Raw genomic sequence first — 13,654 nt, 5'->3', positions numbered from 1 at the left:
ATTGGCTTTAGGAATCAAGTCAATACTTAAGCAGAATTTCGACTCGCATTAATATTACCATATAAAGAACGGGTTACGATTTTTTCATAAAGTTCTTTATGCTTCGAATCTTGTGTTATATGGAACAAGGCGTTCTGTTGAATAACCAAAAGTGGTAGTACTATTTTCTCCCTTATTTTAACCGATTCACGGGATACTGCCTCATCTTCCATCAAAATCTTATGCCCAGAAACCTCTAAAAGCATTTTTTTGGAAAGTTTGAATTCGTCAAACAGAATATTCCAAAATTCAGAGAATTCCGCATCATCTTTAAGGTAGCTGGTCAACTTGAAATTCGTCTTGGCCAGTGCCATCATACTGTTATGCATAAGCGCCCTAAAAAATGGAACGTCCTTATACAATCGCTTGACTTCTTTTAGTCGCCCGTCATTCTTTAGTTTTTGAATAGCGGTACCCAAACCAAAATAACCGGGTACATTTTGCTTGAGCTGACTCCAAGAACCCACAAACGAAATCGCCCTTAAATCAGACAATGTCAATTGTTTTTTGTTTCCTCGTTTTCCAGGTCTACTCCCGATATTGGCCTTTCCATAATACTTTAGGGTACTACGGTTTTCCAAATAAGGGATAAACTTTTCGTGCTGTTTCAAAGATTCATACTTAGCAAAACTAAGTTCAGATAGCTCCTCAATTAACTTGCGTTCCGCATTTGAGATGGTATGTTCTTTACCAAAAATATTATTGGTCAGACCTGCAGTTAACATTTGTTCAGCATTATGCACAAATTGTTCTTTTGTACCATAGGTACTTGTAATGGTCTGCCCTTGAATGGTCAGTTGAATTTCATGGTTTGCAACGTCCTTAGTCTGTGCAGCATAGAATCGATGGGTTTTACCCCCGCCCCTTGCTGGTGGTCCTCCCCTACCATCAAAGAACAATGCTTTTACACCATTCTTTTTACAAACTTTGCTTAAGGTTTCTTTGGTCTTTAGAATACTCCAATTCGCTTTTAAATACCCACCGTCTTTGGTACCATCAGAAAAACCTAGCATTATGGTATGGGTGTCTTTACGCCTTTCTAGATGTGCACGATAAATTGGATTATCGAACAATTGCTGCATAACCGATTCTGAAGCCTCCATACCCTTCATGGTTTCAAACAAGGGCACAACATCGAAGGTTATATCTTCCGTCTTCCAGCCGCACCATCTAAACAAACCAATGACAAACAATACTGAAAAAATGTCTTCAGAATTACTGATGATGTAACGATTGCAACCATCAATCCCGTTTCTACGTTGAATTTCTTTTAGATTACCGATATTTTTCAGCGTTTCTTTCGCAACCTCATCAGTAATAGATTCCAAATCAAATTTCACATCCTTCTCTAGCAATAATGAAACCAATTCTTCTTCAGAGAGTTCTGATAAGGAATCTTGTATACTTCCATTTTGTTTTAAAATATCTTCGACTGCAGCGTAGTGTTTGCTATGGTCTTGACGAATATCCAAAACTGCAAAATGGGTTTTAAAAATATGGACCTTGTTGATCAATGCATTCAAATCCTTTAGGTAAAGTGAATGGTAATCAGTAACCAAAATACTCCTGATTTCTTCTAGTTTACCAATGATTTCCGGATAGGTCAAGAGAAAGTTCTTTTGGAACATTGCTCGGTAAAGGCTTTCATTTAAGGCATTGATGGGTTCCTGCAAGCCCTTGAAAGTGAGCTTTTTACGAAGTTCTTTTAACTCATTATAATAGCATTTCATCAAGGTAATCCTTAGCTCGTCTGCTACTTGCTCCGTAATTTGTGCGGTCACAAAAGGGTTTCCATCACGATCCCCACCTGGCCAAAAACCAAGTTTAATGATATCGTAATTATCGAAATCACTCATTCGAATATTGCTCTTCACATATTCGAACAATTCCCCAATGGCATCATAATAGGTGTTTCGAAGAATATGGATAATGTTCTTGGCTTCATCAAGCGGCGTTGGCTTTTTGGTGTTTATCAAAGAAGTCAGGCCCAGTTGCTGCAAAGTGATATCAATGTCATCTACCCTATTCTCATCTATTAAAGACCTTAATTCTTTAATAATATCAAGAACTGCAGGAGTATAGAACTGAGTTGGGTGGGCAGTTAGAACAATCCGTGCACTGAAAGTAGATAGTTTTTTTGCAATCTTGTCCCAGTTCTTACTTTGGTCCACCAACTCGAAGTAATCGTTGATTGAAAGTGAATTTGTATGCTCCTGAAGTTTCGGAAAGGCAGAATCTTCGACGCTATCAAAGAGTACTACTTGTCTTTCGACATACTGAATTATTCTGAACATGAAATCAATTCGAGCTTCTTCAGTTTCGAAATCGGTGAAATTTGCAAAGAAGTGTTGAAGAATGTCTTCGGGTTTTTTGCCTTCTGACAAACCCTGTTCACATTGCTCAAAGAGCAATGGTACCAACATACCGACGTTTTCCATATCAGCATACGGCAAGCTTAAAAAAAGACTGTTGTAAATATTGAATTTATTGGTGACCGATTTCTTGAATTCATCAAGTCTTTCGTTCTGCTGCATTCGGTTCATTGTCATATTGTTTTCATAAGCGAAAGGCAAATGTCGTTATCGCAAACTTAGATGCCAAAGAAGTGACACCCTTTTCACAATTTCATAAAATAGCGTGGTTTTCTTTAAAAATACTTCCGATACTGTAAGACTCGAAAATCCAACGTATTGAAATCCGGATTTTTATCTTTCATCAATTTGTATTCCTGTAAACTCCCCACGGCCCTATTCGCAGAACCTGAAGGCGCAATCAATGATATGGTTTTAATCTCTTTCTTAGTTGAGGGATGCACGAAAGAATGCGCTCTTGGCACTATATCTGAAACAACTTTTAGTATTATATCATTGGCCTTCAAATGTTTTCGGAAAAAGTATTCAGGACCATTTTTACTATTACCTCCCGTAAACAATAAGGTATGAACAGTTGTATATTCCGCTAAAAAACTTAGGATATTTCGAAGCTTTACATTTTGCATGCCCAAATCAGTAGCATCAATTTTCTCCCGCTCTGCACTGGCAACGATATCACAAATGCCAATCTTTCGATTTACAAGAAAGTTTTTACGTTGTTGAATGGCCTCATTCGTAGTTTCAAATTTTAGATTTAATTCAAAAATCCGGTCCAAAATTGGCCATAATTGACCGTCTCTACTACCGTAACAAAAGTCAACATCTTTTATCCTTAATTCACCTGTGGAAAATCGTGGTGGCGGCAAGGTACCTACAATCAACTTCTCTACACCTTCGAACAGAAATGGAGGATACGGGTGTTTGTGTATAAACATGGCTTTAAAGGTAAAGAACCCAAATTTTGAATTCTGTCAATTTTTTTTAAATTATTCTAGTGTTCGAGTACAATTCTACAAGCTCAGTGTGACACGGGGATAATTAAATTTACGAGTTATGGGAAAAGGAGACATTAAAAGCAGACGAGGTAAAATTGCCAACAAATCATTTGGTGCCAGGAGGCCAAGAAAAATTAAAAAAAGAACATCAGTTGAAGAAAAACTCAATACTGCGAAGACAAAATAACCCGATCCTTTAATTTAAAATTTCAGTCTAGCTTTTACCGGTATTAATCGAAGTAAGAATTTCTCTGGCCGCCTTTATGGTCTGTTTATTGTTCCTGTAATTTTCTCGAGACATATTTTGTGCTTCAGTCTCAATTTCTTGAAGAACTTGTTCCGCATCTTCTTTTTTATCCCTTCTTAGCAAAAACTGAGCTAGTTCCAAACGTTGTGCGTAGTAGTTATATGGAGCATCAAACAGCCGAAACTGTTCCTCTGCTTCTGAATAAGCACCTTCTTTCTCCAAAATTTTTGCATAAATCAGATTTGCACTTGACTTTTTGAATGATGGATTTGTTTTTATTTGCTCAGAAATTTCAAGTACTTTTTCAAAATTCGATACCTTAAAATAAGCCTCTTGCAAACGGGACAAAACATAATAATCATTGGCGAACATATCTTTTAAAGCTTCAGAATATAGCGCAATGGCCTCGTCATAATTTGCATTTTCCATGTAGGCATCAGCCAGTGCCACCCTGTTTTCAAAAGTCTCTGAAAAACTTAATTTCTTCTGAAGGTCTTTGATTTTTTTTGTGGGATTCAAGGTTTTGACCAGCTCATCTTGCGCTTTTTCCAAATCCCTTCTCTTGAATACGTTCATAAAGAGGTATAGCAACGATCCGATTACCGGAAGGAAAATGATGGCAAAAATCCAGTAATAATTATTTCGATTCGTGTAGCAATGGTAAACACAAAAGCCTTGAAGCGCAATTATTAAGTAGTAGTGCATTAATGGGGTGGTAACGGTTAGTTGGTCAGATAAAAATAGAAAAAATACCTAATCTCTATTTCTATTTTTATTAATCCAGCTTAAAGTTAAACGTTAAGCTATCGCCCTCAATAATATTCAACTGGTAAGTATATAATCCGATTGGTAATGGTTCACCAATAGAATCTGGAATAAAGGTGAATTGGGTAGAATCGGCTTCAATTCGTAAGGTATCTTGAAAATATGCAGTTTCTAGCTCCAAATAAGGTGAGAAACCTTCGGGGGCAATGTTTTCAAACAAAATACTATCGTTCCGGACCTCAACAAGAATAAAATTTTGAGAACTCAGATTTTGAATTCTGATGTTTGGAGCCAACAAGTTATCATCTCTATCATCACAGGCCCAAACTAAAAATAGTACGACCAAAACTATGCCAATCCACTTTTTCATAACCAATGGTGTTTTTAAGAAAAACGGATTTCGAACAAGAATATTCTATCGGATGAACGCTGGTTGGTTTTCTTTTAGGGTATGTTCCGCACTGAATTGATATCCATCGTAATCAAAACCTTTGATATCGTCTAAAGATTGCGCATTTGTATCTAGAATATAACGCACCATCGAGCCTCTGGCCTTTTTGGCAAAAAAGCTAATTACCTTCAATTTATCGTTCTTCCAATCTTTGAAAACAGGACTTATTACAGGAACTTTCAATTTTTTACCATCAACAGCGCTAAAATATTCGTTACTGGCTAAATTGATAAACAATTCGTTATCCTCAAGTTCCGAATTAAGATGGTCGGTCAATGTCTTTTTCCAAAACTCATATAGGTTCTTTTTGCGTCCAATTTTTAGTTGTGTGCCCATTTCTAAACGATAAGGCTGAATTAAATCGAATGGCTTTAAAATTCCATATAATCCAGAAAGAATCCTTAAAGTGTCTTGCAATTTTTCAAATTTCGATTCCTTGATGGAATATGCATCCAAACCTTGATAAACATCCCCATTGAAGGCATAAACCGCAGGCCGAGCATTCTCAGGGGTAAATGGTGTCGAAAATTGTTGGTTTCGCTCCCAGTTCAATTCAGCCAGATTCGCAGATATTGACATCAATTTTGAAAGTGCGTTTGGTTTTTTCTTGGCTAATACCTTGTTCAATTTTTCTGCATTTTCAAGAAATTCTGGCTGCGTACTTTTTGATGTTGGTAATTGGGTTTCAAAATCCAAAGACTTCGCAGGAGAAATTACAATTTTCATATGCTTCGCTTTTTGGTTGCAAAAATAAGGTCTAAAATCATAGCCGTACAACGGTAATGTTTGAGGTTTTCAATACCACAATCAACATTAATTATATTACTGGGAATGCTTGGAATAATTTCGCCACTTTTCAATGCATTGCAACATGTCATTTGGAATTTCAGAATTAAATCGTAGAAATTCCCCTGTCTTCGGGTGTTCAAAACCAAGGGTTTTTGCATGCAAAGCCTGGCGAGGTAGAAGCTTAAAGCAATTCTCAACAAATTGTTTGTACTTCGTGAATGTAGTTCCTTTTAAAATTTTATGTCCACCATATCGCTCATCATTGAAAAGTGTATGGCCAATAAATTTCATGTGAGCCCTGATTTGGTGTGTTCTCCCGGTCTCCAACTTGCATGAAACCAAAGTAACATAACCCAAACGCTCCAATACCTTATAATGGGTCACCGCATCTTTACCTTGTTCACCTTCAAGAAAAACCATCATTTGCAACCTGTTTTTAGGATTACGACCCAAATGCCCTTCTATGGTACCCTCTTCTTCGGTAACATTTCCCCAAACCAGTGCTACATATTCCCGTTCACTCGTTTTGTCAAAAAATTGCTGTGCCAAATGAGCCATGGCATGCTCTGTTTTGGCAACAACAAGTAGACCGGATGTATCCTTGTCGATACGATGAACAAGACCTGGTCGTTCATTACTATTTTTAGGAAGGTTTTGAAAATGATGTACCAGTGCATTGATCAAGGTGCCTGAATAATTTCCATGACCTGGATGCACGACCATACCTGCTGGCTTGTTGACAACCAATAATTCATCATCTTCAAAAACGATATCAAGTGGAATATCTTCAGGTGTCAATAAAAACTCGTAAGGTGGGTGTTCAAAAAGTACCTTAACCTTGTCTCCAGACTTTACCCTATAGTTCTGTTTTACTTGAGTATCATTGACCCAAATATGGCCATTCTTGGCTGCTTGCTGAATTTTATTACGCGTAGCATTTTCAATGAAATTCATCAAAAACTTATCTACTCTTAAAGGTTCTTGGCCTTTTGAGGCCTCGAAGCTATAATGTTCAAAGAGGTCTTCTTGTGAAAGTTCAGATGAATCAGAATCTGACATTAGTTTTGAGATTCTGCCTTGATTATGGCACTGTTGGGAATATTACCATTACCACAGACCAATTCAACTTTAGAAGTTCTCGGAATTCGGTCTCCAGGGCTTATTTCTTTACCCTTGAACTTTATGTAATACACCATGTCTTTTCCTAGTTCATCTTGATAGGTTACCCTTTGTACATCAAGACCAACAGCCCTTAGCATTGCTGTTGCATTTCTACGGGTTACTTGGATTATCCTTGGTACGGTAACCTTTTTGTAACCAGAAGGATTTACAGTAAAGTAAATCTTGCGATTGGTTTTCACCTTACTACCTGCTGGCGGGTTCTGCTCCAATATTGAAAATCTTGGATAATCCGGATTGTAATTCGTAGAATCCAATATTTCATATCGTAATCCGGAATCTTCAGCTTTTTTGCGCATCTCCATTACCGACATTTTAGAGAAGTCGGGCACTTCGACAAATTCACCGTGGTGGGTGTAGCTCTTCAACCACCCTAACACCAGAAATACCAAAAGCACAAAAAGTAGTGATGCAATTAGCAATTGTATCCAAAAAACCTTGCTTTTTAAAAATTTGAAGAATTTTACCATTCCATAAGCTTAGCCCGACAAATATAGAAAAAGCGACCTTTTTTAATTATTTTGCTCGCATATTTAAGATGAAATGGGAAAGAATATTGCCATTATTATGGGCGGTTTTAGCAGTGAACATGATATCTCAGTAAAAAGTGCCAGGGTTGTAAAAAAACACTTGAATGCTAAAAAATTCAATTCATTCCTAATTCACATTACAAAAGAAAAATGGGTTCATCTTGAAGAAAATGGTGCGGAATCACCTGTTGACCGAAATGATTTTTCAATTCAACACAAGAATCAAAAAATAATATTTGATTGTGTATTTAATGCCATACACGGCACACCCGGTGAAGATGGAATTTTGGCAGCTTATTTTGAATTGTTGGGCATTCCCCATACATCGTGTAATGCGTATCAAGCTGGATTAACATTTAACAAACGTGATTTATTAAGTGTTCTAAAACCCTATGGTATTCATTGTGCCAATTCTTTTTATCTCAATAAGGGAGATAACATTAAGCCCGAAGAAATCATTGCAAAGGTCGGATTACCCTGTTTTGTAAAAGCCAATCGCGCTGGGAGCAGTTTTGGAATTTCAAAAGTTTATAAAATTTCAGAACTTTCTTCTGCGATAGAGAATTCATTCAAAGAAGATGATGAAATTTTAATCGAGTCCTTTCTAGATGGTACTGAAGTATCAGTAGGAGTAATACAAATGAAAGGACAGACTAAAGTATTGCCCATAACGGAAATTGTAAGTGAAAATGACTTTTTTGACTATGAAGCAAAATATCTTGGACAATCACAAGAGATAACACCTGCTAGGATTTCAGAAGAAAGAAGAATAAATGTCTCAACGCTCGCAAAAAAAATTTACGAAACACTTCAATTAAAAGGTTATTCGAGAAGCGAATTCATCTTTGTTGGGAATGTTCCTTACTTGTTAGAGGTAAATACTACTCCTGGATTAACCGAAGAAAGTATACTACCGCAGCAAGCTGCGGAGGCCGGTATTTCACTATCGGAATTATTTGAAAGTGCAATTGAAGCAGCAATACCCTAGAATTTGGTTATTTTTAAAATCATAAATTAAACTATGCGACGTGCAATTTTTCCCGGTTCTTTCGACCCATTGACCCTTGGTCATTTTGATATAATAAAAAGGGGCGTCACCTTGTTTGATGAATTGTACATCGCTATCGGAATCAACGCGGATAAAAAATACATGTTCACGCTAGAAGAACGTAAAAAATTCATCGAAGATGCATTTGCAGATGAACCAAAAATCAAAGTAGTAACCTATAAAGGGCTGACAGTTGACTTTTGCAAAAGCATTGATGCTGATTTCATTTTGAGGGGATTAAGAAATCCAGCTGATTTTGAATTTGAAAAAGCGATTGCACATACCAATAGAAAATTATCTGAAATTGAAACCGTATTTCTATTAACGTCTTCGGGCAAATCCTATATAAGTTCTTCGATTGTTAGGGACGTTATAAGAAATGGAGGCGATTATACTGGGTTGGTACCACCTACGGTTGTAGTTTCAACTTCGAATTAATTGCATTTCACAACCGTTTTTCGACATTTCAACTTCTCTTGGAAGCATTTAATCGATTTTAACCACAAATTCAGATGCCTTCACAACAATTTAAAGGCCTTGACCGTAATTACATATACTTTTATATGAAATTTCCTACAATTATATGCAAGGCGCCCATCAATCCACTACGAGCAACCTAATTCGTCAGCTACCTACGGCAATAGGATTCATTGCAAGTAATTTCGAAATTGTAGATGCTTCCAACCATTGGCTACGACACTTTAATGTGGAATACAGCCAAGTAATTGGTGCCAATATCATTGAACTATTTCCAGAAGAGAAACAAAACTGGGTCAAGGCCATGTCCTTTTGCTTAGACGGCCATCAAGAATTTAGACACCAACAATTAAAAAATCTTTCTGACGAAAAAGTCTTTGAATTTCATATGAGTCCCTGGTATGACGAAAACCAGTTGACCATCGGCATGATTGTTCAAATAGAAGATATCTCTGAACTACTTGAGCAAGAACTCCGATATGAAAAGATGGAGTCTTTATTAAAAGCCCAATCAACGATAGCAAAAATCGGGACATGGGAGCTTGATTTAAAAAGTAACAAACCGACATGGTCCGAAATGACCAGAAAGATTCATGAAGTTGATGAAAACTACGAACCTACCTTGGAGGAAGGAATCAACTTTTATAAAATAGGATACAGTAGAAACAAAATGGCAATGTTGGTTCACCGTGCCATTGAAAAGAACATTCCCTACAGTGAAAAACTACAAATAGTCACGGCCAAAGGAAATGAGAAATGGGTTCTGGCTTCAGGAAAAGCCTTTTTTACTAGAGGTAAACCAACCAAACTAATTGGCACATTTCAAGACATCACCGCTCAGGTAAAAGCAGAAAAAAAGACCAAACAGAGCGAGGAACTACTAAACACATTAGTAAATAACCTTCCTATAAATGTCTATATAAAAGACACCATGTCCCGCAAATTATTGGTGAATAAAGCTGAGTGCAATTATCTAGGTTATAAACCGGAAAATCTTATCGGTAAAAATGATTTTGATGTTTACGATTCAAGAACAGCCGAAATATCAAGAAATGAGGATCTGGAAGTTTTAAGAACCAAGTCGCCGATTTTAGGTAGAGAGACCATTAGTGTTAGAAAAGATGGCTCAGTAACAACTTTCCTGACTTCAAAAATTCCTCTCGCAGATGAAACTGATGAAGTTTGGGGACTGTTAGGGATAAGTATTGACATTTCAAACCTTAAGCGAAAAGAAGATCAGTTAAAAGACTTGATCAACATTACAGCAATACAGAATAAAAAGCTATTAAGCTTCACCCATATAATTTCTCACAACCTACGCTCACACACGGCAAACTTTACCATGCTTTTGAATTTTCTTACCCAAGAAAAAGATGAAGAGGAAAAAGAGAAAATTATTGAAATGTTGTTGGATGCCTCTGATGGGCTTACCGAAGCATTGTCAAACTTAAATCAGGTTCTCAGCGTAAAAGACAAGGTTAGCCTGAAAAAAACTACGATTAATTTGGGTAGCCAAATAAATCAAGTACAACGAATATTAGGTAGTTTTTTAAAAACCAATAACGCCACTATTAAAAACTTTGTTCCCAAAAATTTCGAAATAAAAGGTGTTACGGAGTATGTAGAAAACATTCTTATCAATTTTATTACCAATTCCGTTAAATACCAACATCCTGACAGAAGCCCTGTTATTGTAATTGAGGTGGAAAAAAGTAAAGGAATTACGTTAATTCATGTAAGAGATAATGGCATGGGTATAGACTTGACCAGGCATAAAAAGAAATTGTTTGGCATGTATAAAACCTTTCATAATAATGTTGATGCCAGAGGAATAGGTTTATATATATGTAAGAACCAGGCAGAGGCCATGGATTGTGACATTTTTGTGGAGAGCGAGGTCAATGTAGGAAGCACCTTTACACTTTGTTTTAATGAATGAAACCCTCAACATATTTATAGTCGATGACGACCCCATTACCACATTTGGACTAAAAAAAATTCTAAATCGTGACGTGGATTGCCAATTACATAGTTTTAAAAATGGTGAAACGGCATTCGCAAAAGTTGAGCAACTTCAATTCGCCAAAGAACCATTGCCAGATTGCATTTTCTTGGATATCAACATGCCTGTAATGGACGGATGGGAATTTCTAGAGCAGTACATAAAAATTCCCTCTGAAAAAAGGACGGTAGTTAATATTCTCACCTCATCAATAGACCCGGCAGATAGCGACCGGTTCCAATATTTTAAGGCGAAAACGAAGCACATCCTCAATTTTATGAGTAAGCCTATTTTAAAATTAAAATATGAAGATCTGGTCAATGAACATCGAATGATCTAAAGGTCTAATTCGTTACTTTTGAGCGGTCAATCACAAAATCGCTCTCATGTCAAATAATCTAGGCTTTAGTCTACTTGCATGTTTACTACTACTATCCTCTTGTGAAACCAAAGAGGAAAAAACGTTTCCTTCATTCACCACCAAATTCGAAATTACTGAAGGCAAGGAAACCGGAATTTATGAAGAGGTTATTGCCTTTTATGTGAATTTAGCAAAAGATTATCCTGAAATCAATATTCAGAGCATGGGCGAAACCGATAGCGGTTTCCCATTACATGTAGTTACTTTCAATAAGGATGGCGATTTTAACTTTCAAAATATCAGGGAGAATAAGGGTATAATTTTGGTGAACAATGGTATACACCCTGGTGAAAGCGATGGCATAGATGCAACAATGATGCTGTTTAGGGATTTTGCCAAAGGCGCTATTGACAATGCGCAAAACGTCGTTATTGCTACGATTCCCGCATACAATATTGGGGGTATGCTCAACCGAAATACCACATCAAGAGTAAATCAAAATGGACCCGAAGCCTACGGTTTTCGGGGCAATGCCCAAAACTATGATCTAAATCGGGATTTCATCAAAGCTGATACCAAAAATGCCAGAAGTTTTGCCGAAATCTTTCATCTTATTAAGCCAGACGTTTTCATTGATAATCATGTGAGTAATGGTGCAGATTATCAATACACCTTGACCCATCTTTTTACGCAACACAATAAGTTGGGTGGAGAATTAGGTACGTATCTAGAAACGGTACTTCGCCCATCTTTAGAGCAAAAATTGGACGCTTCAGGATGGTCTATTACGCCATATGTAAATGTTTTCAATAGGTCGCCCGAATTCGGTTTTTCACAATTTTTGGACAACCCGAGATATTCAACTGGCTACACAACCCTATGGAATACCTTGGGTTTAATGGTGGAAACCCATATGTTGAAACCTTACAAACAAAGGGTAGAGGGAAATTATCAGCTAATGAAGGATTTAGTGGATATTGTTGACAAAGATTATAAACGAATCACTGAACTAAGAACCAATTCGTTTGAAGAACAGCTAGAAGCAAAAGAGTATTATTTTAATTTTCAAATCGATACCACGAAATCAAGCTATTTGAACTTTGAAGGTTATGAGTTGGATACCTTGACCAGTGAGGTCACAGGATTATCAAGAATAAAATATAATCGTGATATGCCCTATGAAAAAGAGGTTGTTTTTCAGAATTATTTCAACCCAAAGGACACTGTTGACATACCTGCAGCCTATATTATTAAAAAAGGATGGCATGCGGTAATGGAACGATTAAAAGAAAATAAAATAGAATATGAAGAATTGGAATCAGACACCATTCTCTCGGTAGAATCGTATACAATCGAGTCTTACAAAACATATTCCAATCCTTATGAGGGGCATTATCCGCATTATCAAACAAAAGTAACATCCAACCTTAAAGAGGTTAAATTTTCTGCAGGTGATTATTTGGTAAAAACCAATCAACAGGGCTTACGCTATCTCCTTGAAACGCTAGAACCTATTGCCCCTGATTCCTTTTTTAACTGGAATTTTTTCGATACCATATTGCAACAAAAAGAGGGCTTCTCCCCCTATGTGTTCGAAGATTTAGCGCTCGAAATTCTGATGCAAGACGAGGAACTTAAAATTGAGTTTTTGCAAAAAAAAGAAGTGGAACCGGATTTCGCTTCAAATTGGTTTACCCAACTCCAATGGATTCGAAATAATTCCAAATACAAGGAAAACGCCTATAAGGCCTATCCGGTCTTTCGCATTCTCAAGGGCTCAGAAGCTGAGGCTATTTTGAACTGATGCGCTTTCAATTTCAAATAAGCTTTTAATAGTCACGTAAGAATTCTGTAGCGCTTTCTGGGTCTTTTTTGGTCCTTTCCATTTTACCTTGGTAATTCCTTCATTCAATTGGGGTACGAGTTTGTTCGAATAATCGCTAGTCATATCAAACCAATGCACTTCTTTCAGTCGGTATTGACCAGATCTTTTAAAAATGTGATACGTAGTTGCCAAGAAACATTCAATTTTAAGGCCTTCAACACCGGTTTCTTCTTCAACCTCACGGATAGCCGCTTTTTTAATACCTTCCCCTTTATCTAGCTTTCCCTTTGGAAGGTCCCATTTATCGTTCCTATAAATGAATAAATACTTTCCCTTTGAATTTTTAACCCTACCACCAGCAGCAACAACCTTGGGAATTATACCGGAAAAATTTTTAAGCAATGATTCTCCGTCGGAATCATAAATGATTGCACTTGATATTTTTTTGGTTATCAAGCCATCAATTGCTTTTAGAACCGAATCTTTATTTAATGAGTAAATTTTGCCATCGAATTTTTCAGGTAATTTATCCGTCAAAAGCAACGGCAACTCATTAACAAAAACTTTATACATT

The 13,654-nt window shown here is 36.8% G+C and carries 14 protein-coding genes; 6 read left to right on the top strand and 8 right to left on the bottom strand.

Annotated features, from left to right (window positions below):
• Positions 1 to 26 precede the first annotated feature (26 nt).
• Together HCU67_RS15650 and HCU67_RS15645 are read right to left on the bottom strand one after the other, a co-directional pair.
• Positions 27 to 2,573 carry a phosphoenolpyruvate carboxylase gene (locus HCU67_RS15650; protein ID WP_168553742.1) on the bottom strand — a complete coding sequence of 849 codons (2,547 nt, stop codon included), beginning with the start codon at positions 2,571 to 2,573 and terminating at the stop codon, positions 27 to 29.
• A 113-nt stretch (positions 2,574 to 2,686) separates the two neighbouring features.
• Positions 2,687 to 3,346 carry a uracil-DNA glycosylase family protein gene (locus HCU67_RS15645; RefSeq protein WP_168553611.1) on the bottom strand — a complete coding sequence of 220 codons (660 nt, stop codon included), beginning with the start codon at positions 3,344 to 3,346 and terminating at the stop codon, positions 2,687 to 2,689.
• A 118-nt stretch (positions 3,347 to 3,464) separates the two neighbouring features.
• Here HCU67_RS15645 and HCU67_RS15640 point away from each other — a divergent pair, with 118 nt between their 5' ends.
• Positions 3,465 to 3,593, top strand: coding sequence for a 30S ribosomal protein THX (locus HCU67_RS15640; protein WP_168553610.1), 129 nt, complete (start codon positions 3,465 to 3,467; stop codon positions 3,591 to 3,593).
• A 27-nt stretch (positions 3,594 to 3,620) separates the two neighbouring features.
• Here the strand turns inward: HCU67_RS15640 and HCU67_RS15635 are convergent, their stop codons facing one another.
• From HCU67_RS15635 to HCU67_RS15615, 5 genes are all read right to left on the bottom strand, one after another.
• On the bottom strand, positions 3,621 to 4,358 hold the full coding sequence (locus HCU67_RS15635; RefSeq protein ID WP_168553609.1) for a PLDc N-terminal domain-containing protein: 738 nt from the start codon (positions 4,356 to 4,358) through the stop codon (positions 3,621 to 3,623).
• A 70-nt stretch (positions 4,359 to 4,428) separates the two neighbouring features.
• Complete coding sequence (locus HCU67_RS15630) at positions 4,429 to 4,788, bottom strand: hypothetical protein (protein ID WP_168553608.1); 360 nt, start codon at positions 4,786 to 4,788, stop codon at positions 4,429 to 4,431.
• A 45-nt stretch (positions 4,789 to 4,833) separates the two neighbouring features.
• Complete coding sequence (gene yaaA, locus HCU67_RS15625) at positions 4,834 to 5,595, bottom strand: peroxide stress protein YaaA (protein WP_168553607.1); 762 nt, start codon at positions 5,593 to 5,595, stop codon at positions 4,834 to 4,836.
• Between the two features lie 96 nt (positions 5,596 to 5,691).
• On the bottom strand, positions 5,692 to 6,717 hold the full coding sequence (locus tag HCU67_RS15620; protein ID WP_168553606.1) for an RluA family pseudouridine synthase: 1,026 nt from the start codon (positions 6,715 to 6,717) through the stop codon (positions 5,692 to 5,694).
• Entirely contained in the window at positions 6,717 to 7,307 is a 591-nt protein-coding gene (locus HCU67_RS15615; protein WP_168553605.1) for a PASTA domain-containing protein, read from the bottom strand. The genes HCU67_RS15620 and HCU67_RS15615 overlap by 1 nt, the downstream gene beginning before the upstream one ends.
• A gap of 73 nt (positions 7,308 to 7,380) precedes the next feature.
• On the opposite strand from HCU67_RS15615, the gene HCU67_RS15610 reads away from it, so the two are divergent.
• The 5 genes from HCU67_RS15610 to HCU67_RS15590 all read left to right on the top strand — a co-directional run bounded on the left by HCU67_RS15610 (position 7,381) and on the right by HCU67_RS15590 (position 13,059).
• Entirely contained in the window at positions 7,381 to 8,355 is a 975-nt protein-coding gene (locus HCU67_RS15610; protein ID WP_168553604.1) for a D-alanine--D-alanine ligase, read from the top strand.
• Positions 8,356 to 8,388: 33 nt separating this feature from the next.
• Positions 8,389 to 8,853, top strand: coding sequence for a pantetheine-phosphate adenylyltransferase (coaD, locus tag HCU67_RS15605; protein ID WP_168553603.1), 465 nt, complete (start codon positions 8,389 to 8,391; stop codon positions 8,851 to 8,853).
• 145 nt (positions 8,854 to 8,998) lie between these two features.
• Positions 8,999 to 10,831, top strand: a complete 1,833-nt coding sequence (locus HCU67_RS15600; RefSeq protein ID WP_168553602.1) for a PAS domain-containing sensor histidine kinase — start codon at positions 8,999 to 9,001, stop codon at positions 10,829 to 10,831.
• Complete coding sequence (locus HCU67_RS15595) at positions 10,824 to 11,234, top strand: response regulator (RefSeq protein ID WP_168553601.1); 411 nt, start codon at positions 10,824 to 10,826, stop codon at positions 11,232 to 11,234. Before HCU67_RS15600 ends, HCU67_RS15595 begins: the two co-directional genes overlap by 8 nt.
• A 46-nt stretch (positions 11,235 to 11,280) precedes the next feature.
• Positions 11,281 to 13,059, top strand: coding sequence for a M14 family metallopeptidase (locus HCU67_RS15590; RefSeq protein WP_168553600.1), 1,779 nt, complete (start codon positions 11,281 to 11,283; stop codon positions 13,057 to 13,059).
• On the opposite strand, the gene HCU67_RS15585 is transcribed toward HCU67_RS15590, so the two are convergent.
• A complete protein-coding gene (locus HCU67_RS15585; protein ID WP_168553599.1) occupies positions 13,033 to 13,653 on the bottom strand; it encodes an NUDIX hydrolase in 621 nt (206 codons plus the stop codon). The two genes, HCU67_RS15590 and HCU67_RS15585, sit on opposite strands and share 27 nt — an antisense overlap.
• Between the last annotated feature and the right edge of the window lies 1 nt (position 13,654).

Origin of the sequence: Croceivirga thetidis (genome assembly GCF_012272815.1) — a bacterium.
Taxonomy (GTDB): Bacteria; Bacteroidota; Bacteroidia; order Flavobacteriales; family Flavobacteriaceae; genus Croceivirga; species Croceivirga thetidis.
This window is presented reverse-complemented; position numbering and strand designations above follow the sequence as displayed.

Coding starts and splice junctions, on each gene's coding strand:
- HCU67_RS15635 (WP_168553609.1), bottom strand. CDS start 4,358: ATGCACTACTACTTAATAATTGCGCTTCAAGGCTTTTGTGTTTACCAT.
- HCU67_RS15650 (WP_168553742.1), bottom strand. CDS start 2,573: ATGCAGCAGAACGAAAGACTTGATGAATTCAAGAAATCGGTCACCAAT.
- HCU67_RS15590 (WP_168553600.1), top strand. CDS start 11,281: ATGTCAAATAATCTAGGCTTTAGTCTACTTGCATGTTTACTACTACTA.
- coaD (WP_168553603.1), top strand. CDS start 8,389: ATGCGACGTGCAATTTTTCCCGGTTCTTTCGACCCATTGACCCTTGGT.
- yaaA (WP_168553607.1), bottom strand. CDS start 5,595: ATGAAAATTGTAATTTCTCCTGCGAAGTCTTTGGATTTTGAAACCCAA.
- HCU67_RS15600 (WP_168553602.1), top strand. CDS start 8,999: ATGCAAGGCGCCCATCAATCCACTACGAGCAACCTAATTCGTCAGCTA.
- HCU67_RS15640 (WP_168553610.1), top strand. CDS start 3,465: ATGGGAAAAGGAGACATTAAAAGCAGACGAGGTAAAATTGCCAACAAA.
- HCU67_RS15630 (WP_168553608.1), bottom strand. CDS start 4,788: ATGAAAAAGTGGATTGGCATAGTTTTGGTCGTACTATTTTTAGTTTGG.
- HCU67_RS15615 (WP_168553605.1), bottom strand. CDS start 7,307: ATGGTAAAATTCTTCAAATTTTTAAAAAGCAAGGTTTTTTGGATACAA.
- HCU67_RS15585 (WP_168553599.1), bottom strand. CDS start 13,653: ATGTATAAAGTTTTTGTTAATGAGTTGCCGTTGCTTTTGACGGATAAA.
- HCU67_RS15595 (WP_168553601.1), top strand. CDS start 10,824: ATGAATGAAACCCTCAACATATTTATAGTCGATGACGACCCCATTACC.
- HCU67_RS15610 (WP_168553604.1), top strand. CDS start 7,381: ATGGGAAAGAATATTGCCATTATTATGGGCGGTTTTAGCAGTGAACAT.
- HCU67_RS15620 (WP_168553606.1), bottom strand. CDS start 6,717: ATGTCAGATTCTGATTCATCTGAACTTTCACAAGAAGACCTCTTTGAA.
- HCU67_RS15645 (WP_168553611.1), bottom strand. CDS start 3,346: ATGTTTATACACAAACACCCGTATCCTCCATTTCTGTTCGAAGGTGTA.